20 protein-coding genes are annotated in these 18,311 nt (G+C 65.6%); 4 read left to right on the top strand and 16 right to left on the bottom strand.

Features of this window, described 5'->3' with window-relative positions; all coding sequences use genetic code 11:
* Positions 1–2 precede the first annotated feature (2 nt).
* Both phnH and phnG read right to left on the bottom strand, forming a co-directional pair.
* Positions 3–611 (bottom strand): phosphonate C-P lyase system protein PhnH, encoded by a 609-nt coding sequence (gene phnH, locus RX327_RS11615; protein WP_317250314.1) that lies wholly within the window; start codon positions 609–611, stop codon positions 3–5.
* 4 nt (positions 612–615) lie between these two features.
* Positions 616–1,077: a phosphonate C-P lyase system protein PhnG gene (gene phnG / locus RX327_RS11610; protein WP_317250313.1), complete on the bottom strand. Its 462-nt coding sequence runs from the start codon at positions 1,075–1,077 to the stop codon at positions 616–618.
* Between the two features lie 116 nt (positions 1,078–1,193).
* Here phnG and phnF point away from each other — a divergent pair, with 116 nt between their 5' ends.
* Positions 1,194–1,919 (top strand): phosphonate metabolism transcriptional regulator PhnF, encoded by a 726-nt coding sequence (gene phnF / locus RX327_RS11605; protein ID WP_317250312.1) that lies wholly within the window; start codon positions 1,194–1,196, stop codon positions 1,917–1,919.
* Positions 1,920–2,088: 169 nt separating this feature from the next.
* Here phnF and phnE (RX327_RS11600) read toward each other — a convergent pair whose 3' ends face one another.
* From phnE (RX327_RS11600) to phnC, 4 genes are all read right to left on the bottom strand, one after another.
* On the bottom strand, positions 2,089–2,937 hold the full coding sequence (gene phnE, locus RX327_RS11600; RefSeq protein ID WP_317250311.1) for a phosphonate ABC transporter, permease protein PhnE: 849 nt from the start codon (positions 2,935–2,937) through the stop codon (positions 2,089–2,091).
* Complete coding sequence (gene phnE, locus RX327_RS11595) at positions 2,934–3,818, bottom strand: phosphonate ABC transporter, permease protein PhnE (RefSeq protein WP_317250310.1); 885 nt, start codon at positions 3,816–3,818, stop codon at positions 2,934–2,936. Before phnE (RX327_RS11595) ends, phnE (RX327_RS11600) begins: the two co-directional genes overlap by 4 nt.
* Before the next feature lie 79 nt (positions 3,819–3,897).
* Positions 3,898–4,830: a phosphonate ABC transporter substrate-binding protein gene (gene phnD / locus RX327_RS11590; protein WP_317250309.1), complete on the bottom strand. Its 933-nt coding sequence runs from the start codon at positions 4,828–4,830 to the stop codon at positions 3,898–3,900.
* A gap of 79 nt (positions 4,831–4,909) precedes the next feature.
* On the bottom strand, positions 4,910–5,725 hold the full coding sequence (gene phnC / locus RX327_RS11585) for a phosphonate ABC transporter ATP-binding protein (RefSeq protein ID WP_317250308.1): 816 nt from the start codon (positions 5,723–5,725) through the stop codon (positions 4,910–4,912).
* Positions 5,726–5,935: 210 nt separating this feature from the next.
* Here phnC and RX327_RS11580 point away from each other — a divergent pair, with 210 nt between their 5' ends.
* Genes RX327_RS11580 through RX327_RS11570 form a run of 3 tightly spaced genes read left to right on the top strand, consistent with a single transcriptional unit; the run spans position 5,936 to position 8,469 of the window.
* Positions 5,936–6,601 carry a chloramphenicol acetyltransferase gene (locus RX327_RS11580; protein ID WP_317250307.1) on the top strand — a complete coding sequence of 222 codons (666 nt, stop codon included), beginning with the start codon at positions 5,936–5,938 and terminating at the stop codon, positions 6,599–6,601.
* Positions 6,598–7,770: an alpha-D-ribose 1-methylphosphonate 5-triphosphate diphosphatase gene (locus tag RX327_RS11575; protein WP_317250305.1), complete on the top strand. Its 1,173-nt coding sequence runs from the start codon at positions 6,598–6,600 to the stop codon at positions 7,768–7,770. The genes RX327_RS11580 and RX327_RS11575 overlap by 4 nt, the downstream gene beginning before the upstream one ends.
* A 9-nt stretch (positions 7,771–7,779) precedes the next feature.
* On the top strand, positions 7,780–8,469 hold the full coding sequence (locus RX327_RS11570; RefSeq protein WP_317250304.1) for a DUF1045 domain-containing protein: 690 nt from the start codon (positions 7,780–7,782) through the stop codon (positions 8,467–8,469).
* A gap of 6 nt (positions 8,470–8,475) precedes the next feature.
* Here RX327_RS11570 and hemC read toward each other — a convergent pair whose 3' ends face one another.
* The 10 genes from hemC to RX327_RS11520 form a co-directional block, all read right to left on the bottom strand.
* Complete coding sequence (hemC, locus tag RX327_RS11565) at positions 8,476–9,486, bottom strand: hydroxymethylbilane synthase (RefSeq protein WP_317250303.1); 1,011 nt, start codon at positions 9,484–9,486, stop codon at positions 8,476–8,478.
* 65 nt (positions 9,487–9,551) lie between these two features.
* Complete coding sequence (pncA, locus tag RX327_RS11560; protein WP_050387866.1) at positions 9,552–10,172, bottom strand: bifunctional nicotinamidase/pyrazinamidase; 621 nt, start codon at positions 10,170–10,172, stop codon at positions 9,552–9,554.
* The gene (locus RX327_RS11555) at positions 10,172–10,990 is read right to left on the bottom strand and encodes an aspartate dehydrogenase (RefSeq protein ID WP_317250302.1); all 819 of its coding nucleotides are present in this window, start codon (positions 10,988–10,990) and stop codon (positions 10,172–10,174) included. The genes pncA and RX327_RS11555 overlap by 1 nt, the downstream gene beginning before the upstream one ends.
* On the bottom strand, positions 10,990–12,408 hold the full coding sequence (locus tag RX327_RS11550) for a M20/M25/M40 family metallo-hydrolase (protein WP_244482668.1): 1,419 nt from the start codon (positions 12,406–12,408) through the stop codon (positions 10,990–10,992). The genes RX327_RS11555 and RX327_RS11550 overlap by 1 nt, the downstream gene beginning before the upstream one ends.
* A 129-nt stretch (positions 12,409–12,537) precedes the next feature.
* Complete coding sequence (locus RX327_RS11545) at positions 12,538–13,026, bottom strand: Rid family hydrolase (RefSeq protein ID WP_028334552.1); 489 nt, start codon at positions 13,024–13,026, stop codon at positions 12,538–12,540.
* A gap of 174 nt (positions 13,027–13,200) precedes the next feature.
* The gene (locus RX327_RS11540; protein WP_028334553.1) at positions 13,201–13,608 is read right to left on the bottom strand and encodes a c-type cytochrome; all 408 of its coding nucleotides are present in this window, start codon (positions 13,606–13,608) and stop codon (positions 13,201–13,203) included.
* The gene (locus RX327_RS11535; RefSeq protein WP_082190828.1) at positions 13,608–15,200 is read right to left on the bottom strand and encodes an NAD(P)/FAD-dependent oxidoreductase; all 1,593 of its coding nucleotides are present in this window, start codon (positions 15,198–15,200) and stop codon (positions 13,608–13,610) included. Before RX327_RS11535 ends, RX327_RS11540 begins: the two co-directional genes overlap by 1 nt.
* A gap of 124 nt (positions 15,201–15,324) precedes the next feature.
* Positions 15,325–16,074: a hypothetical protein gene (locus tag RX327_RS11530; protein ID WP_317250301.1), complete on the bottom strand. Its 750-nt coding sequence runs from the start codon at positions 16,072–16,074 to the stop codon at positions 15,325–15,327.
* A gap of 311 nt (positions 16,075–16,385) precedes the next feature.
* A complete protein-coding gene (locus RX327_RS11525; protein WP_317250300.1) occupies positions 16,386–16,811 on the bottom strand; it encodes a GFA family protein in 426 nt (141 codons plus the stop codon).
* 231 nt (positions 16,812–17,042) lie between these two features.
* On the bottom strand, positions 17,043–18,263 hold the full coding sequence (locus RX327_RS11520) for an ABC transporter substrate-binding protein (RefSeq protein WP_050387870.1): 1,221 nt from the start codon (positions 18,261–18,263) through the stop codon (positions 17,043–17,045).
* Positions 18,264–18,311 lie beyond the last annotated feature (48 nt).

Genomic DNA, 18,311 nt, shown 5'->3' with positions numbered 1-18,311 from the left:
GCTTACACTCCGCTTGCGATCAGCCGCGTGGTGCGCGGGATCGCCACAATGGCATCGTCATGGACCAGCACGACATCGATGCCGCGCGGGAACAGGGCTTCGTTGATCACAAGCCGCTGGAACAGGTCGCGCGGCTTGAGCATCGCCTGCAGCACGGCGCTGCCGTCGATGCCGGGTCCTTTCAGCTCGAAGGCCGGCCCCTGCGATAGGCTGTCGACCTGCAGGATCAGCGTGGTCGAGCGGTCAGGATACTCGCTGCTGCCGAACGCAAAGCAATCGAGCGCCGGCAGGCTCGCGGCATCGCCGATCAAAGCGAAGCTCGCGATCGAGGAATCGGAGACCACCGGCGCGCTGGCGTGAAACTTCAGCCAGCGGGCGACGTCCGGCGTCGCCGACATCGCGGCGTCGAGCCAGATCGGCGTGTCGTGATCGAACAGCGTCAGCGCGATCGCGGCCGAGCCACGCATCATGCCGGCTGGTGTTCCCACGCTCGCGGCGACGCGCTGCACGCTGCCCGGCCGCGCCATGGCGTCCATGACGGAGCGAAAGGTCGATTGCGCCGACAGCACCTTGTCGGCAAAGCCCGGCGGCAGTTCCGCAATCGTGGTCATGATCTCAGCCCTCACCGCGCACCATGGTGTAGAAATCAACCTTCGTCGCGGCGGTTTCCGCTGCCTTGCGGCCGCGTTCGGCGTTCATGGCGACGCGCAGCGGCGCGATCACCTTGGCCTCCACCTCGCCGGACAACTCCGCCGACTGCACCATGGCGTCGCACAGCGCGATCATCTGCGCCTTCCGCGCGTCGCGGCCGAGCGTGTAGCCGAACCCAACCTCGCCGCTCGCAAGCCGCACCGCGGCACGCGACACCGTCGCCTCGCCGAGATTGAACGGCGCGCCGTCGCCGCCGACCCGGCCGCGCAGCATGACGAGGCCGTTTTCGGGCTCGCGCAGGTTCTCATGCGCGGGCACCGCGATCGCTGCCAGCCTGCCGGCGATGTCCGCAGCGGCGGCGTGCGCCAGCACCGTCATCGCGGCCTTGCGCTGGAGCTGTTTGCTGTTTGGTCCGGTCGAACTCATGGGCAAACCTTTGGGCAACTTTGCTTGCATCAAGTTGTCTATGATACTAGACAACTTGATAGCGGAGCGCCATGACTGTTTCGTGACAAACCAAAGATTTCTGGTATCACCGCGCCATGAGCATGCAGGAAAGTTCCGGCGTTGCCTTGTGGCGGCAGGTTGCCGACGGCATCGAACGCGGCATCGCCGACGGCCGCTTTGCGGCCGGCGACAAGCTGCCGGGCGAGATGGAGATCGCCGAAACCTATCGCGTCAACCGCCACACCGTGCGGCGCGCGCTGGCGGCGCTCGCCGAGCGCGGCCTGGTGCGGGCCGAGCGCGGCAGCGGAACCTATGTCGAGGCGCAGAAGCTCGCCTATCCGCTGCGCTCGCGCACGCGTTTTTCCGAGATCGTCGGTGCGGGCGGCCACGAGCCGCGCGGCCAGTTGATCGATGCGAGCAGCGACACCGCCAATCGCGAGCTCGCGCGGGAGCTGGGACTGAAGACCGGCGCGCCTTTGATGCGGATCGAGGCGATCCGCCTCGCCGACCGCACGCCGATCTGCGTGTCCACCACCTGGCTGTCGGCGGAACGGTTTCCGGACGCCGGCAGCGTATTCGCCAACGTCCGCTCGATGACGAAGCTGCTCGGCCATTACGGCGTCAAGGACTACCACCGCGCCTCGACCCGGATCACCGCGGCGATCGTCGATGCGACCGACGCCGCGCGGCTCGACCTGCCGCTGGGACGGCCGGTGCTGGTGGTCGACGCAACCGACGTCGACATGCTGGACCAGCCGCTGGTGACCAAGCGCTCGCGCTTCGCCGCCGAGCGCGTGGAGTTTCTGGTCGAGAATGGTTGACGACTGAGCACTTCTCCCTCGCCCCGCTCTGGCGGGGAGAGCGTGGGGGTGAGGGGCCTGTCTCCGCGAATCCGGAAGCTGTGAGTCCCCGGAGAGTCCCCCTCACCCGGAATTTGCTTGCGCGAAAATTCCGGCCTCTCCCCGCACGCGGGGAGAGGCGAAGAAGAAGCTACACCACCGCACGCTGCCCGATGATCGCAAAGCGCAGCTTGCCCGAGATGAAATCGATCGCGGCCACCGCAACCAGGATCATCAGGATCAGGAACGAGACCTTCTGCCATTCCAGCACGCGGATCTGCTCGGCGAGCTGGAGGCCGATGCCGCCGGCGCCGACGATGCCGATGATGGTGGCCGAGCGCGTGTTGGATTCGATGTAGTAGAGCACCTGGCCGGCGATGACGGGCAGCACCTGCGGCATCAGGCCGAAGCGGATCTCGTGCAGGGCACTGCCGCCGGAGGCGCGGATGCCCTCGACCTCCTTCTGGTCGGCGCCCTCTATCGCCTCCGAGAACAGTTTGCCGAACGCACCGAAATCCGACACCGCGATCGCCAGCACCCCGGCAAACGGCCCGAGCCCGACCACGTTGATCCAGACCAGCGCCCAGATCAGCGTATCGACGCCGCGAATCGAATCGAGGAAGCGCCGGACCGGGAAGCGAATCAGGTTCGAGGGGATGATGTTGCGCGCCGCCAGCAGGCTGACCGGCAGCGCCAAAACCGCGGCAAGCGTGGTGCCGAGCACCGCGATCGACAGCGTCTCGCCGAGCGCCTGCATGTAGAGCGGAAACGACGAGCCCGGATTCGGCGGAAGCATCAGCATGGTGATCCAGCCGAGCTGGCCGAGGCCCGCGATCAGCCTGGACGGCGAGAAGTCGAGATCGACCAGGCCGAACACGAAGATCGCGAGCGCCGCCGCGATCATGGCCGGCATCGCCAGCCGTGCCGATGCGGGACGTTCGAAGACGCCGGGGTACTTCGCGCGCAGTTCCGTGGTGTCCGGCCTCGGCATCTGGCTCATCGACGGGTCTCCTTGCCGAACAGGCGGCCACGCAGCCAGCCGGTGCCGATGTCGATGAGGAAGACCGTGACGATGATGGTCAGGAGGATCGCGCTGACGTCGGAATAGTAGAACTTGCGGATCGCAACAATCAGCTCCATCCCGATGCCGCCGGCCCCGACAAAGCCCATCACCGAGGCTTCTCGCACATTGATCTCGAAGCGCAGCAGCGCGTAGCTGACATAGCCCGCGATCACCTGAGGCAGCACGGCAAAGCGCATGCAGGACAGCCAGCTTGCCCCGGTCGAGCGCACGCCTTCGACCGGCCTCATGTCGGCATTCTCGACGATCTCGGAGAACTGTTTGCCGAGCGCGCCGGTCGAATGGATGGCAATCGCCAGCACGCCCGCCATCGGTCCCAGACCGAAGGCGATGACGAAGATCAACGCGAACACGATGCTCGGCACGGTACGGGCGAATTCGAGCAGACGGCGGATCGTGAAACGTACCCACGGGCCCGGCGACGTATTCTGGGCCGCGAAGAAATTGAGCGCGAAGGCAAGCACGGCACCCGTCAGCGTGCCGACATAGCTGATCAGCAGCGTCTCGCCCAGGAGCTTCAGCCATTTGTGCCAGCCCCAGAACCATTCGCCGAGGTCGGTCCAGACCCGCTGGCCATTGTCGAGCGTGAAGATGCGATCGAAGTAGCTGACGAAATTGCCGAAATGGGCGAAGAAGGTGCGCAAGTTCACTTCGGCGCCGAACGCCGCGATCACCAGCACCGCACAGAATGCCGCCGTTGCCAGCGCGGCCTTCAACCGCTTGCGTGCGACGGACTTGCGGTAGGCGTCCTCCAATGTCGCCAGTTGCTGCGCTGGAAGAATGGATACGGCGGTCGCCATCGACGCGTGCCAGTCCGGTTCGAAGTTGAGTGGAAAGGGCCGGGCTATACGCCCGGCCCTCGTGACGTCAGGCGTGCGATCAGCTCGCCTTCTTGCGCAAACCGTCGACGAACTTGATCAGCTCGATGGTGCCGTCCCAATCCTTGGTGGTGGCGGGATGGAAGCCCTTCTTCTGACCGTCGGACAGACGGTCGAAGGCGGCTTTGTCCTTGGTCGGGGCGTCGAAGAAGGCCTTTGCGATCGCGGCCTTCAGGTCCTCCGGAAGATCGGTGTTGTACGCATAGGGGCCGTTGATGATCAGCGCCGACTTGTGGATGATGCGGAAATCATCCTTCTTCATCGCCGAGCCGTCGGCATTCTTCAGCATGCCCTTGGTCAGCATCTGGGCGAGCGTGGAATCGTCCTCGTTGGTCCACTGGTTGGCGGCCACATCAACGGTTCCCTGCGACAGCGCCAGGACGGCGTTCTCGTGGCTGCCGGTGAACACGACCTTGCCGAAATAGCCTTCGGCGTTCGCGATGCCCATCTTGTTGAGTTCGAAGCGCGGCACGTTGTTGCCGGACGTCGAGTTCGGATCGACCAGGCCGAGATTCTTGCCTTTCAGGTCCTCGACCGTCTTGTACGGGCTCGACGCCTTGACGAAGAACACCGAGTAATAGCCGGTCGAACCGTCGGCGTTCATATCGTTGGCGAACGCGTCGGTCTTGACGCCGGTCAGGCGCGCGCGAGAGAACGAGGCCGAGCCGTAGCTGGCGATGTGGATATTTCCGGCGCGCTGGCCTTCGATCACGGCGGCATAGTCGTTGGCGACGCGCAGCGTGACCTTCGTGCCTAGCTCCTTCGACAGATAGTTGATGAAGGGCGTAAAGCGCTCGGTGACGCCGGAGGCATTCTCGGCGGGAACGACGGCGAGAGTGATCTCCGGGTATTTTGCTTTCCAGTCCTGCGCGGAGGCCGAACCGGCAAATGCCAGCGCGGCGGCGCCAGCCAGAATGATGCGACGAGTGAACATGACTACCCCTCTTTTGTTGTAGTTGCACCTGTTGGCCGGGCAAAATGCCCGGCCTCCCAGATTGAAAAATGCGCGACGCTCAGGCCGCGGCTGCGGTGCCGAGTGCCGGCGCAGTTGCACCGTCGGGCGCGGGCAGCGGTGCTGCGCCGATGACGTCATTGGCCTCGAGGTCATAGAGCTCGCGGGCGATATGGTCGGTGAGCGCCGCGGGGGCGCCGTCGAACACCACGCGGCCCGCGGCCATGCCGATCAGGCGGTCGCAATAGCTGCGGGCGAGATCGAGCGAATGCAGGTTGCAGAGCACGGTGATGCCGAAATGCTTGTTGATGCGCAGCAGCGCATCCATCACGATCTTGGTGTTGCGCGGGTCGAGCGAGGCGATCGGCTCGTCGGCCAGAATGATATCGGGCTGCTGCACCAATGCGCGGGCGATCGCCACGCGCTGCTGCTGGCCGCCCGAGAGCTGATCGGCGCGCTGGGCGGCGAGCGAGGCGATGTCGAACTGTTCCAGTGCGGACATCGCCAGCGCCTTGTCCTGCTCGGGCCAGGCCTGCAGCAGCGACCGCCATGACGGAATCTGGGCCAGCCGCCCCATCAGCACATTGGTGAGCACGTCGAGCCGGCCGACCAGGTTGAACTGCTGGAAAATCATGGCCGAACGGGCACGCCACTGCCGCAGCTCCTTGCCGCGCAACGCGGTGACGTCGAGGCCGTCGAACAGGATACGGCCGGAGGTCGGATCGGCGAGACGGTTGATCATCCGCAGCAGCGTCGACTTGCCGGCACCGGAGCGGCCGATCACGCCGACAAAGCTGCCCGGCGCGATCGAAAAGGACGCGTTGTCGACTGCGGCTTTCGTGCCGAAACGGCACGTCAAACCTTCCACCACCAGCATGTAATGCTCCAACCGCGCCTCGTTGGGCCATCGCTATCCCCGGCGTTTTACAGTTATGTGACGACAGCGCTGCGGTGCGGCGATCGTCCACACCCCTCCCTTGTCGCTCCCTTGCCGTCATCCCGACGTCATGATGTTGTCATCAAGCGCCCCGATGACGAGCACGCATCCCCGGAAGCCCAAGATTCTTTAAGATTTGCGGAGGCCCCGATGGCCGGAAAAACACTCTCGGTTGTGCCGACCGTCGACCCGACAGCGTCGGTGCGCGAGAGCAAGCTCGGCAAGTATACCGAGGTCGGCGCGCGCACGATCCTGCTTGAAGTCAGCATGGATGACTATTCTTACGTCGTGAACGACAGCCAGATCACCTACACCACCATCGGAAAGTTCTGCTCGATCGCGGCGATGACGCGCATCAATCCCGGCAACCATCCGATGCACCGCGTGACACAGGCGCACTTCACCTACCGCTCCAGCGCCTATTTCGAGGGTGAGAGCGACGATGCCGAGTTCTTCGACTGGCGACGTGCGCATCACGTGCATATCGGCCATGACGTCTGGATCGGGCACGGTGCGATCCTGTTACCGGGCCGGAACGTCGGAACCGGCGCTGTCGTCGCCGCCGGCGCGATCGTGACCAAGGACGTTCCCGCATACACCATCGTCGCCGGTAATCCGGCGCGGCCGGTGAAGCGGCGCTTCTCCGAGACGATCGCCGACCGCCTCGCCGCGCTCGCATGGTGGGACTGGGATCACGAGACGCTCCGCCGCGTCCTGCCCGACTTTCGCAAGCTCGCGGTCGAGGAATTCCTCGACAAGCATGAGGCCGAGGCCGTATCCCAATCACAAGCCAAACAACGGAGCGCCGCATCGTGACGGACATTTTCATCGAGGGCGGGCGCACGCTGGTTGACGGCGCCTTGGTCGAGACCTCGCTGCGGACCGCAGGCCGCGACATCGGCGCGCTCGACGCCGAGCAGGGTCGCGCCGCGCTGCACATCGATGCCAGCGGCCTCCTGGTGCTGCCCGGCATCATCGACCTGCACGGCGATGCGTTCGAGCGGCAGATGATGCCGCGCCCGGGCGTCGACTTCCCGACCGACGTGGCGCTGATCGACAGCGACCGGCAGGCGATCGGCAACGGCATCACCACCGTCTTTCACGCCACGACCTGCTCCTGGGAGCCGGGCCTGCGCAGCGCCGACAATGCGCGCGGCCTGATGGAGGCGATCGAGCGGCAGCGTCCGCAATTCGCCGCCGACACCCGCTTCCATCTGCGGCACGAGACCTACAATCTCGACGCCGAGGCCGAGATCGCCCAGTGGCTCGCCGAGGGCCGCGTCGACCTGTTCGCCTTCAACGACCACAGCAACGTCAAGCCGAAGAAGCGCAACCAGCTGGCCGAGCGCACCGGGCTCTCCGTCGAGGCCGTCAACGACATGCTGGACCGGGTCGTGGCGCGCCGCCCCGAGGTGCCTGCCTCGATCGCGCGACTGGCCGCCGCTGCGCGCGCGGCCGATATCCGCATGCTGTCGCACGACGACAACAGCCCGGCGATGCGCCAGGAGTTTCGCGCGCTGGGCGCCACGATCGCCGAATTCCCCGTCAACGAGGAGACCGCGCGCGACGCTGCGGCGGCGGGCGACTTCATCGTGTTCGGCGCGCCCAATGTGGTGCGCGGCGGCAGTCATACCGGCTGGACCAGGGCATCCGACATGATCGCCAAGGGGCTCTGCTCGGTGCTGGCGTCGGACTATTATTATCCCGCACAGCTGCTCGCCGCGTTCCGCCTCGCCGCCGACGGCATCCTGCCGCTCGCCAGGGCCTGGGACCTGATCTCGTCGGCGCCGGCCCGCGCGGCCGGGCTCGCCGACCGCGGCGTGCTCGCCGCGGGCCGCCGTGCCGACATCATCGTCGTCGACGACAAGGTGCCGCTGCGACCGCGCATTGTCGCCGTGATCGCGGCCGGACGGCTGGTGCATCTGGCGGACGCGAGCTGCCTCGTTCATTCGCTCGCACCGCGCAAGACGGTTGCGGCGGCGTAGCTCGGTCCCATGGCCAATACTCCGCGCTACGCGATCTACCATGCGCCGTCACCCGACAGCGCGCTGCACCGCTTCGGTTCGACGCTGCTCGGCTACGATGCCGTGTCAGGCGACGAGTTGCCGTTTCCCGAAGGCGTCATGCCCGACTGGCGCGAGGTCACCGAAGATCCGCGCAAGTATGGATTCCACGCCACGCTGAAGGCGCCCACCGCGCTCGCCGACGGTCGGAGCGAGGCTGAGCTTCTCGATGCCTGCGCCGCCTTCGCCGGTCGCGCGCGGCGCATTCCGGTGATCGAACCGGTGGTCGATGCCATCAGCGGCTTCATCGCGGTGATCCCGGCTAGCCGCTCGGATGATCTCCAGCAGCTTGCCGCCGATTGCGTCCGTGAATTCGACTCCTTCCGCGCGGTTCTCACCGCGGAAGATCGTGCGCGGCGCAAGCCCGAAAAACTCACCGAGCGGCAGCGCGATTATCTCGACCGCTGGGGCTACCCTTACGTGATGGAGGAATTCCGCTTCCACATGACGCTCACGGGACGGCTGAGCGACGAGCGGCGCGGCCCGATCATGGCGCAGCTGCGCACACGGTTCGCGGCGGTCGACCTCGCGAGGCTCGCAATCGACCGCATCGCGCTGTTCAAGCAGACCGACAGCGCATCACGCTTCCGCATCATCGGCAGCTGGCCGCTTCGGGCGTAGCGCGCGCTATTCCTCCACCCGGGTGCGGGCGATGATCTCGGCGGCGCCCTTCTCCAGCAGCTCCATGCCCACGGCGCGGCCGAGTTCGCGCGGCCGATCCGCCGGCCCGCGCCGCGTCACCTCGATGAAGCCGGCGCCGGCCTCGTCGAGCACGGAGGCGCGCAGCGTCATCTCGCTGCCCGCAAGCGTGGCGTGACCGGCGACCGGTGAATTGCAGTGGCCGTTGAGCACCCACAGCACCTCGCGCTCGGCATCGGCGGCGAGCCGCGACTGCACGTTGTCGATCCCGGCAAGCCGCGCACGTGTCGCCCAGTCGGTGTCGACGCATTCCACCGCGACAATGCCCTGACCGACCGCCGGCAGCATCTCGCCGACCGAGAAATCATGCGCGATGCGCGCGGTCATGCCGATGCGCTCCAGGCCCGAGCGCGCCATCACCAGCGCATCCGCCGGCCCAACCTCGCCGCCACCCGGCAGCCGCTGCTTGTCGCCGCGATCGAGTTTGGCCACCCGCGTGTCGGCGGCGCCGCGATAATGGATCACGGTCGCTTCCGGAAACAGCCGGCGCAGATAGGCGGCGCGACGGACGGCGTTGGTGCCGATCATGAAGCCCTTGCCGCGCGCGGCGCGAAGGGTGTCGAGCGACAGGCCGGGACGCAGCACGAGGCTGTCATTGGCGGCATCGCGCGCCAGCATCGCGGCGATGACGAGACCCGGCGTCTCCTCATTGCCCGGTACGTCCTTCAGCGAATGCATCGCCGCCTGCAAGGTGCCGGCACGCATGGCTTCGCGGATCTGCGCCACGAAGGCGCCGCCCTTGCCGCCATGCGGCAAGAGCTTGCTGGTCTGGTCCTGGTCGCCGCGGGTCTCGAACTTGACGATGTCGACGGCAAGGTCCGGCGCCGAAGCGCGCAGCAGCCGCGCAACCTCGTCCGTCTGCGCGAGCGCCATCGCGCTCTTGCGCGTCCCAATCCGCAAAACCTGTCCCGACACGAAAGCTCCGCTGCGCGTGATCATCAACGGCTGGGGATTAGAACAAAAAGCCAGTCAAAACAACGGTTTTTGCCCCTGTTTGGCCACGCTCAGACGGTGTCCTTAACAAGCTCCACTCCGGCCTCGCGCATTGTCGTCGTGGCGGCCGCGAGCGAGCCGCCGAGGTCGATGGCGCGGCAGCCCGACAGTACGACAATGGTCTCAAAGCCGAGCCGGCGCGCATCGAGCGCCGAATACTGCACGCAATAATCCGTGGCGAGCCCGGCCATCACGACGCGCCTGAAGCCGCGCTCGCGCAGATAGCCGGCGAGCCCGGTCGGCGTCTTGCGGTCGTTCTCGAAGAACGCCGAATAGGAATCGATCGCGGTCCGGAACCCCTTGCGGATCACGAGTTCGGCCCGCTCGGTGGCGAGGTCGGGATGGAACGCGGCGCCGGCCGTGCCCTGGATGCAATGATCCGGCCACAGCGTCTGCGGCCCATAGGGCATGGCGATCTCGGAGAACGGCGCCGCACCCGGATGCGAGGTCGCAAACGAGCTGTGGCCCGCCGGGTGCCAGTCCTGGGTCAGCACGACATGGTCGAACCGCTCGGCGAGCCGGTTGACGACAGGCACGACCGCATCGCCGTCCGCGACCGCCAGCGCGCCGCCGGGGCAGAAATCGTTCTGCACGTCGATGATAAGGAAGAGATCGTCGGGCGCAATCTTCATCAGGTGCCGATCCGCAATGACGCGCGCAGCTTGCGCAGGCAGGCGATCACCGACAGCGCGGTGATGCGGCCGGTCTTCGGATTGTCCGAGGGAATGTTCTCGATCATCATTGAGAACCGCGCGGAATCGGAATCGACCTCGATCCGGTGGGTATTGCGCGTCACCGTCGGATCCGCCCAGATCTCGACCCTTGTGCGGTCGGGGCCGATGCCGGCGAGCGACAGCGCCACCGCGACGTTGAGGTTGGCCGGAAAGCCCTTTGCGGCGTCGCGCGCACTGCCCTCGAAGATGCGCAGCGGCTCGGTGATGCCTTCGATCTGGATGTTGTTCTCGACCAGATGCGGCGCGCCGACGAGGCCGGCGATCGGCTTGCGCGTCACCATCTTCACCGAATGGATGGTGCCGACTGCGGCGGCGTTCACGGCATCGAGCCCGATCAGTGCGCCGGTCGGTACGATGATCTGGCCGCCGTGGGCCTTCGCGAAATCGACGAGGTCCTCGTTCTGGAGCAGCGCGCCGACGCTGAGCACGACCGCGGTCTTGCCGCGCTCGACCAGCGGCGCCACGATCGAACGGACCAGCTTGCTCGGCGCGCACTCGACCACGATGTCGGCAATCTCGGCCAGTTGCTCGATCGGCACCAGCTTCGGCGCAGACTTGAGCTTCGCCACCCAGCCGCGGTGCTTGTCCGGGTTGTTCGCTGACACCGCAACCAGCGTCAGGCCCTCGATGCCCTGATCGAGCGCCTTGACGACGTCGGCGCCGATCGCGCCGAGGCCGGCGACCGCAACCCGTGTCCTTGTCTTGCTGTCAGCCATCATTTCCCGCCGGCGAGCATCTTGACCAGGCGATAGAGATACTCCTCGCCCTCGTAGAACGACTTGACGAGCACGCGCTCGTCCTTGCCATGGTTGCGATTGTCGTCGACATCGGCGGCCAGCCCGGAGTGACCATAGGTCGGAATGCCCGCGTTCCGCAGATAGCTGCCGTCGGTCGCGCCGGTGCTCATGACCGGAACGATCGACGCATCCGGCCAGAACTCCTTCGACAGCTTCTCGATCGAACCCATGATCTCCTCGTTCAGGGGCGACGGCGGGCTCAGCACGGCCTTGCCGGTCGGAGCCACCGCGATCTCCTTGTCGGCGAGCACGCGCTCGATCGTCGCCTGCACGCCCTCGACCGGCTCGCCGGGCAGGATCCGGCAGTTCACCTTGGCTGTCGCCAGCTGCGGCAGCGCGTTGATGGCGTGGCCGCCCTCCAGCATGGTCGCGACGCAGGTGGTGCGGAGCTGCGCATTATAGCCCGGATTCTCCGACAAACGCGCCAGCGCCGCCGGGTCGGGCTGCGGCGCCAGGATCGCCCTGATGTCGTCGGCATGCGACGTGTCGACCTCGGCGGTCTTGGTGAAATAGATCCGTGTGGTCTCGTTGAGGTTCATCGGGAAGCTGTAATTGGAGAGCCGCACGAGGCCTTCGGCGAGGTGATAGATCGCATTGTCCTTGCGCGGCAGCGATGAGTGGCCGCCGCGATCCTTCACCGTGAGCTGGTAGCCGATCGAGACCTTCTCGCTGGTCTGCACGCTGTTGCGGATCGCCTTGCCGTTCTTGAGACCGACGCCGCCGCCTTCATTGAGCGCGAACTCGGCATCGATCAGGTCGCGGTGGTTCTTGATCAGCCACTGCATGCCGAGAGCGTTGGCATCGAGGATTTCCTCGTCGGTCTCGAGCGCGACGATGATGTCGCGGTCGGGCTTATAGCCCTCCTTCTTGTAGCGGATCAGATTGGTGATGAAGGCGGACGCCATGTATTTGTCGTCGCTGGAGCCGCGGCCGTAGAAATAGCCATCCTGCTCGGTGAGCTTGAACGGATCGACCGACCAGTCCTCGCGGTTAGCGGGGACGACGTCGAGATGGGCAACCAGAAGGATCGGCTTGCGCGCGCCGGAGCCGTGCAGCCGCGCCACCAGATTGCCCTTGTGCGGCGCCGGCGAGAACACGTGCACGTCGGCCTCGGGGAAGCCCGCCGCGCGGAGCCGCGCGCCCATCGCCTCCGCCGCCTTCTGGGTATCGCCGGTCGCGGTGGTCGTGTTGATCTCGACCAGCTCCTGGTAGATGCCGCGGGCGAATTGCTGCTGCTCCGTCAGCCCCTGCGCCGCGGCACCGGTTGCCAGCAGCGCCGGACCGAGCGCCGCCGCGAGCCGCAGCGACCGAACCGTGTCTCTAGCCTTGTGCGACATCATGCTCTCCCGGAATTCCGCCACCTGATCGGAGCGAATTCAGACAGCCGGCACGCGCTTTGGCAAGACGGCGAGCCCTTCAATTTCCGCGCGCATGCTCCGCGGTTTCGCGCACGCTATTTGCAGTCCTTATTTCGAATCCTTGGCCGCGATCACCTCGATCTCGACCAGGAATCCGGGATTGGCGAGGGCTGCGACGCCGACCACCGAGCGCGCCGGCAGGTTGGGCTGGCTGCCGCCGAAGAACTGGGTGTAGCCCTCCATGAAGGCTTTGAAGTCCATCGGCGCGGATGCGTTGTGCACCAGGAATACCTGCATCTTGACGACGTCGCCCATGCCGAGGCCCTGGCCTTCCAGAATGGCCTTGATGCGGTTGAGCACGCCGACGGTCTGCGCCTTGGTATCGCCATAGGCCTGCGGGCTCGACGGATCGGCGTCCTTGTTGATCACCGGCGGCACCTGGCCGCTGACATAGACGGTCGTGGTGTTACCGGTGACGGTCACGGCCTGCGCGATCGGGAATGTCGAGTTGGGAATCGGATGCCTGACCACGTCAGCCGAGGCGGCGGTCGCCATCGCCGACAACGCGGCGCCCAGTGCGATAGTTGCTAATCTCATGATTTCCCCCATTGCTCGATCGCAGCTCGTGCGGCACACATCGTTCATTTCGTCATTCCGGGGCGCGCGCCGCGCGAGCCCGGAATCTCGAAGTTGCGGAACTCCGAGTACGTCACCTCTGGATTCCGGGTTCGCGGGCTTTGCCCGTGCCCCGGAATGACGGAAACGGCGCTTCTAGCGGCGGGCGTCCTGGACATCCTTGGTCGTCACCGCGTCCTGATAGTTGTTGCTGAAGTGCGTCCGCAGATAATTCACAACGGCGGCGATCTGACCATCGGTCATCATGTCGCCGAACGCCGGCATGCCGCGGCGGCCATTGATGACAAGGAAGACCGGATAGCCGGCGGCCTCGAGATTCTTGTTGCCGGCCAGCGACGGGTAAGTGCCCGCCCCGCTCGCGCCCGTCGCATCCGGCATGTGGCAGCCCTGGCACACATTGGCGAACAGCTCCTCGCCTGTCATCTCGACGAAGCGGTAGCCCGAAGAGAAGGTGCGCTTGCCCGCGCCACTGTCCTGCCCAAGGGCCGCCGTCGCCGACAGCAGCGCCAGTGCGGCGACGACGGATGTCGCGGTCCGCATCATCATGTCTTCACCACGCGTTCGTGCAGCCGGGAGATGACGTCGAGCGCGGACAGGATGGCGCCCTCCTGCCAGGCCGGCAGCTGCGAGGCGTGCTCGCCCGCCAGCACGATACGGCCGTCGATCTGACAGAGATTGCGGTAATGCTGCGCCCGGGTGGCCTCGGTCCATTCGCCGGCGCAGCCGAGCGTGAACGGCACGCGATGCCAGGCCACCGCGACGCCGTTCTCGAATTCGTTCCTGTACTGCGGATGGATTGCGGCGCCGAACTCGACCGCGCTGGCGACCCGCTCGGCCGGCGTCATCGCGGTGAACTCGAACGAATTGGCACCGCCATACATGTAGGCGCCGAGCAGGATGCCGCGGCCGCCGCGGTTGAAGCCGTAGTTCGGATAAGCGATCTGCCGGATCGGCAGGTCGGTGTAGCTGATGCCGCCGTAGATCGCGTCATCCTCCTCCCAGAACCGCCGCTTGAACTGCAGGCCGATCTTCACCGAGGCGGCATAGGGCACGGAGTCGATCGCACTCTTCATCGGCGCGCTGACATCGACCGGCAACTGGCTCAGGATCGGCAACGGGATGGTGCAGATGCACCAGTCGGCGGTGGCCTGCTGCACCGTGGATGGACTGGCGGTGTCGACATAGCTCACGGTGACGCCGGAGCCGTTCTGCTGGATTTGCGTCACCTTGGCGCCATAGCGGATGAGATCGCCGACCTCGCGCGCGAACGCCTTGCCGATCATGTCCATGCCGCCGACCGGCTGGAACATGGTGGTCTGGAAATCGTAGCGCGCAAAGGTCTGCAGATAGCGCCACATCCGCGACCGCAGCAGCTCCTGCAGCGGGATCGGCTCGCTGGGCAGCGGATCGCCCATCAGGCCGCCGCCGGGATCGCGCGCATACCCACGGAACTCGGCCGACACGAGGTTGGCATTGTACTTGTAGTCGCGATCCAGCGCGCCCCAATCGCGCAGCGACTGCAGCAGGATCTCCTGATCCTCCTTGCCGACGGTCTCGTCGAGCCGGCCCTGCTGGGTGACCTTTGCGAGCAGCTCCGAGACCCCGCCCTGGAAATCCGCCTTGATGCTGCGAAAGCGCTGCGGCTTGCCGCCGAATGCACGCGTCGCGTGCAGATAGGCGTTGTGATTGAGCTGGATGAAGGGTTCCAGCGTCACATTGAGCCGGCGGCAGTAATCGAGCAGCGCTCGGTGATGATAGGGAATCCGCCACGGGCCGGGATTGAGATAGAGCCCCTGCTCGAACTGACTGGTCTGCCTGAAGCCGCCGAGCTCGACAAAACTGTCGCCGCCGCGGATCGACCAGTTGCGGCCGCCGGCGCGGCTGTTGAATTCGAGGATCTGGACCTTGTAGCCGGCCTTGCGCAGCTCCAGCGCCGCCGTCATCCCGGCAAGCCCCGCGCCGAGAACCAGCACCGAGGCGCCCTTCACGTCGCCTGCAAGCTTGAGCGGCCCCTTGTAGGCGGATTCGGACGCGAAGCCGAGGCTCGTCATCGCGTGATACATCGCCGAACTGCCGGCAACGGTGCCAATCAGCGCCAACAGATCACGCCGCCTGATCACAGATTCGTTCTGCACCCGCGCTCACCCAGCCGCTGACGTCGATGGCGAAGGGAAACGGCTCGCGCGATCCGTGTCAAGAAAGGGCGCACGCTTCCACATCCACCCACACGCGCTTTTGATGCGTCACGCGACCGACGCGTCACACCACCCGCTCGCGATGCACGCGCCGGCAATCCATTTCGAAGTCGAGTCCAACCACCGGCGGCCGGTCGAAATGCCAGGTCAAGCCGTTGCGAAGCACGCCACGGCGGCCGAGCTCGCTTTCCAGCACAGGATAAGCGTCGTGCACGGTGTAAAGCTGCACTGCGGTGGTGTCCTGCCAACGGCCGCCGAACGCGCTCATCCGGCGTTCCATCTCGTCAGCCACGAATTTCGCCTTCGCCAGGAGCCCCGCCGGGCTGGTGTCGCCGAGGGCTACGGTATGATCGCGGTAATTGGCCTTGCCCTCGACCAACTCGCCGCTGCCGGCCACGACGAAGCTTGCCGGTGCGTCCTTGGCGGCCGGCACCGTGTAGCAGAAGGCGTGGAACGACGGCTCGCCGGGCGGATCGAGCTTTGGACAGACATTGCTGCGCGCCACCGGATTGACGCCCCGCATCACGCCCCAGGCGACCAGCGTCTTGATGTAGATCTCGTTGAAGGCCTTAAAGCCCTCCTCGGTGAACGGCGCCGGCGAGCGCAGCTCGCAGGCGGCGAATGCGGTCAGCGGACGGCCGGCGGCCTTGAGGATGTCAGCTATCCCAGCAAAACCCGCGCTCAGCGGCACCGGTTCGGCAAACCTGACGCGCTCGATGGCAAAGCCGGGCAGCGCAGCGACGCCGCAGGAATACTGGCTGACGCCGGGCATGAAGCGGTAGCCGCCGTCGGAAGCCTCGATGGTGTTGGTCATGGTGCCTCGTGAACACGGTGATGGGCCGTCGCGATGACGCCTCACTTGATTTCACCACAGCCGTCGTCCCTGCGAAAGCAGGGACGACACCGCATGTGTGGCCCGGCCTGCATCCACAATCGTCGTCCCGGCGAAGGCCGGGACCCATACGCCGCGGCGGATCATGTGGGGGACTCGTCGTTCCACCGCTGTACAGAAATTTGCAGCGGTGGTTATGGGTCCCGGCCTTCGCCGGGACGACGATGAAGATAGGTCCCGATTCAATTGCCACACAACGCGTGGGCCGGGCGGCCATCGGTCGACAGCGATCGTCAGTCGGCTGGAATGAACCGGAGTGTGCCTGCCCGGCGCGTCGGCTTGCCGGTGTCGTTCGTATGATTGACCCCGTCCATCACAGGCACCTCGGGAAAATCGAACGGGCTCACGCCGTGCAGGCAGGCCACGTTGACGGCATACAGGTTCTGGTTCGATCGTCGTTGATGATGCGTGTATATTCCGCAGCGAGAACAGAAGAAGTGTTGCGCCGATCCGGTATGGAAGCGGTAGGTTGTGAGCGCGTCCTCGCCCTGCAGGAACTTGAACCCACTCATTTCCGCCATGGCAATGACGGCGCCTCGCATCCGGCAGTAAGAGCAAGTGCAGCGGCGGATCGAATTGAAGCCGTCGCTGAGCGTCACCTCGAAGCGCACCGCACCGCAATGGCACTGGCCAGCCCAAACACCCGTGTCGCCCGTCATGTTGCTGCGTCTCCTTCTGCGCCCGGTCCTGCCGGGCGGACGAGAAACGTTCTCAGCGACAAGCCCGCAGCTCGCGCGGAACCGTGCAGCGACCTGCGCGACGATCATGATCTGTCGACTGAGACTGGTCTCAATACGAACGTATCTTCAGGATCGGCACCGGACAATCGATCAAAACTCGCGCATGATGCCAGAAAAACTCACGCGAAGGCTCGATGCAAACTCTTGAGACTAATGCGATTTGGCGACGTAAGGGCAGCCGCCTTCATCGAGCGGACGGAAGGCCTGGTCGCCCGGCACCGTCGCGAGATACTCGTAGAGGTCCCATTTGCTCTTGGACTCTTCCGGCTTCTTGATGCGCATCAGATACATGTCATGCACCATCCGGCCGTCCTCGCGCACGAGGCCGTTCTGGGCAAAGAAATCATTGACCGGGGTCTTGCGCATCTGCGCGATCACGGCCTCCGAATCGACCGAGTTGGTGGCGGCGACCGCCTTGAAGTAGTGCCTGAGCGCCGAGTTGACGCCGGCCTGATAGGCGGTCGGCATCGCGCCGTGCCGCTTGAAGAACTCCTGGGCGAAGGCGCGCGTCTCCGGCGTGCGATCCCAGTAGAAGGAATCGGTGAACAGCAGATCGTGCGCATGCGCGAGGCCAAGCGCGGGCACATCGGTGAGCGTCACCTGCAGCGCGACGAGTTGCATGCTGGCGCGGATATTGAACTCGTCGGCCTGAGAGACCGCGTTGCGGAAGTCGGAACCGGCATTGGCAAGCGCCAGGATCTTGGCGCCGGAGGATTGGGCCTGCAGCAGGAACGAAGAGAAATCGGCGGTGTCGAAGGGATGGCGAACCGCGCCCAGCACCTTGCCGCCGGCCGATGTCACGGCCTTGCTGGCATCGCGCTCCAGCGCCTGGCCGAACGCATAATCCGCCGTCAGGAAGAACCAGGGCGTACCGCCGCGCGCAACCACGGCCTTCGCCGTCGCGTTCGAGGACGCGTAGGTGTCGTAAGTCCACTGCACGCTGGTCGGCGAGCATTGCTTGCCGGTGAGGTCGGATGAACCGGAGCCCGAGATCAGGAAAAGCTTCTTGCGTTCGCGCGTCACGGTCTGGATCGCGAGCGCCACCGCGGAATTGACGCCTTCGGCGATCACGTCGACACCCTTGTTGTCGATCCAGTTGCGCACGATGCCGGTCGCCACATCAGGCTTGTTCTGGTGATCCGCCGAAATGATCTCGATCTTGCGTCCGGCGACCGTGCCGCCGATTTCCTCCGCCGCCATCTGCGCCGCGATCACCGATCCCGGGCCATTGCCGTCGGAATATTGCCCGCTCATGTCGGTGATGATGCCGACCCGCAGCACGCCATCCTCCGCTCGGGCAGCGCCGGCCGCAAAAGAGAGACACGCGGCGGCAATTGCGACCAGGACATGCGAGCGTTTCGTGACGGACATTTCGTTCCCAGGGGTTTCGACGTTTCGGACGATCTCCTGAAGCAATCA

This window comes from Bradyrhizobium sp. BEA-2-5 (assembly GCF_032918025.1).
In the GTDB taxonomy this organism is placed as follows: domain Bacteria; phylum Pseudomonadota; class Alphaproteobacteria; order Rhizobiales; family Xanthobacteraceae; genus Bradyrhizobium; species Bradyrhizobium pachyrhizi.
The sequence above is the reverse complement of the archived record's forward strand: the minus strand, read 5'-3'. Positions and strand labels throughout refer to the sequence as shown.

Coding starts and splice junctions, on each gene's coding strand:
- phnH (WP_317250314.1), bottom strand. CDS start 611: ATGACCACGATTGCGGAACTGCCGCCGGGCTTTGCCGACAAGGTGCTG.
- phnG (WP_317250313.1), bottom strand. CDS start 1,077: ATGAGTTCGACCGGACCAAACAGCAAACAGCTCCAGCGCAAGGCCGCG.
- phnF (WP_317250312.1), top strand. CDS start 1,194: ATGAGCATGCAGGAAAGTTCCGGCGTTGCCTTGTGGCGGCAGGTTGCC.
- phnE (WP_317250311.1), bottom strand. CDS start 2,937: ATGAGCCAGATGCCGAGGCCGGACACCACGGAACTGCGCGCGAAGTAC.
- phnE (WP_317250310.1), bottom strand. CDS start 3,818: ATGGCGACCGCCGTATCCATTCTTCCAGCGCAGCAACTGGCGACATTG.
- phnD (WP_317250309.1), bottom strand. CDS start 4,830: ATGTTCACTCGTCGCATCATTCTGGCTGGCGCCGCCGCGCTGGCATTT.
- phnC (WP_317250308.1), bottom strand. CDS start 5,725: ATGCTGGTGGTGGAAGGTTTGACGTGCCGTTTCGGCACGAAAGCCGCA.
- RX327_RS11580 (WP_317250307.1), top strand. CDS start 5,936: ATGGCCGGAAAAACACTCTCGGTTGTGCCGACCGTCGACCCGACAGCG.
- RX327_RS11570 (WP_317250304.1), top strand. CDS start 7,780: ATGGCCAATACTCCGCGCTACGCGATCTACCATGCGCCGTCACCCGAC.
- hemC (WP_317250303.1), bottom strand. CDS start 9,486: ATGATCACGCGCAGCGGAGCTTTCGTGTCGGGACAGGTTTTGCGGATT.
- pncA (WP_050387866.1), bottom strand. CDS start 10,172: ATGAAGATTGCGCCCGACGATCTCTTCCTTATCATCGACGTGCAGAAC.
- RX327_RS11555 (WP_317250302.1), bottom strand. CDS start 10,990: ATGGCTGACAGCAAGACAAGGACACGGGTTGCGGTCGCCGGCCTCGGC.
- RX327_RS11550 (WP_244482668.1), bottom strand. CDS start 12,408: ATGTCGCACAAGGCTAGAGACACGGTTCGGTCGCTGCGGCTCGCGGCG.
- RX327_RS11545 (WP_028334552.1), bottom strand. CDS start 13,026: ATGAGATTAGCAACTATCGCACTGGGCGCCGCGTTGTCGGCGATGGCG.
- RX327_RS11540 (WP_028334553.1), bottom strand. CDS start 13,608: ATGATGCGGACCGCGACATCCGTCGTCGCCGCACTGGCGCTGCTGTCG.
- RX327_RS11530 (WP_317250301.1), bottom strand. CDS start 16,074: ATGACCAACACCATCGAGGCTTCCGACGGCGGCTACCGCTTCATGCCC.
- RX327_RS11525 (WP_317250300.1), bottom strand. CDS start 16,811: ATGACGGGCGACACGGGTGTTTGGGCTGGCCAGTGCCATTGCGGTGCG.
- RX327_RS11520 (WP_050387870.1), bottom strand. CDS start 18,263: ATGTCCGTCACGAAACGCTCGCATGTCCTGGTCGCAATTGCCGCCGCG.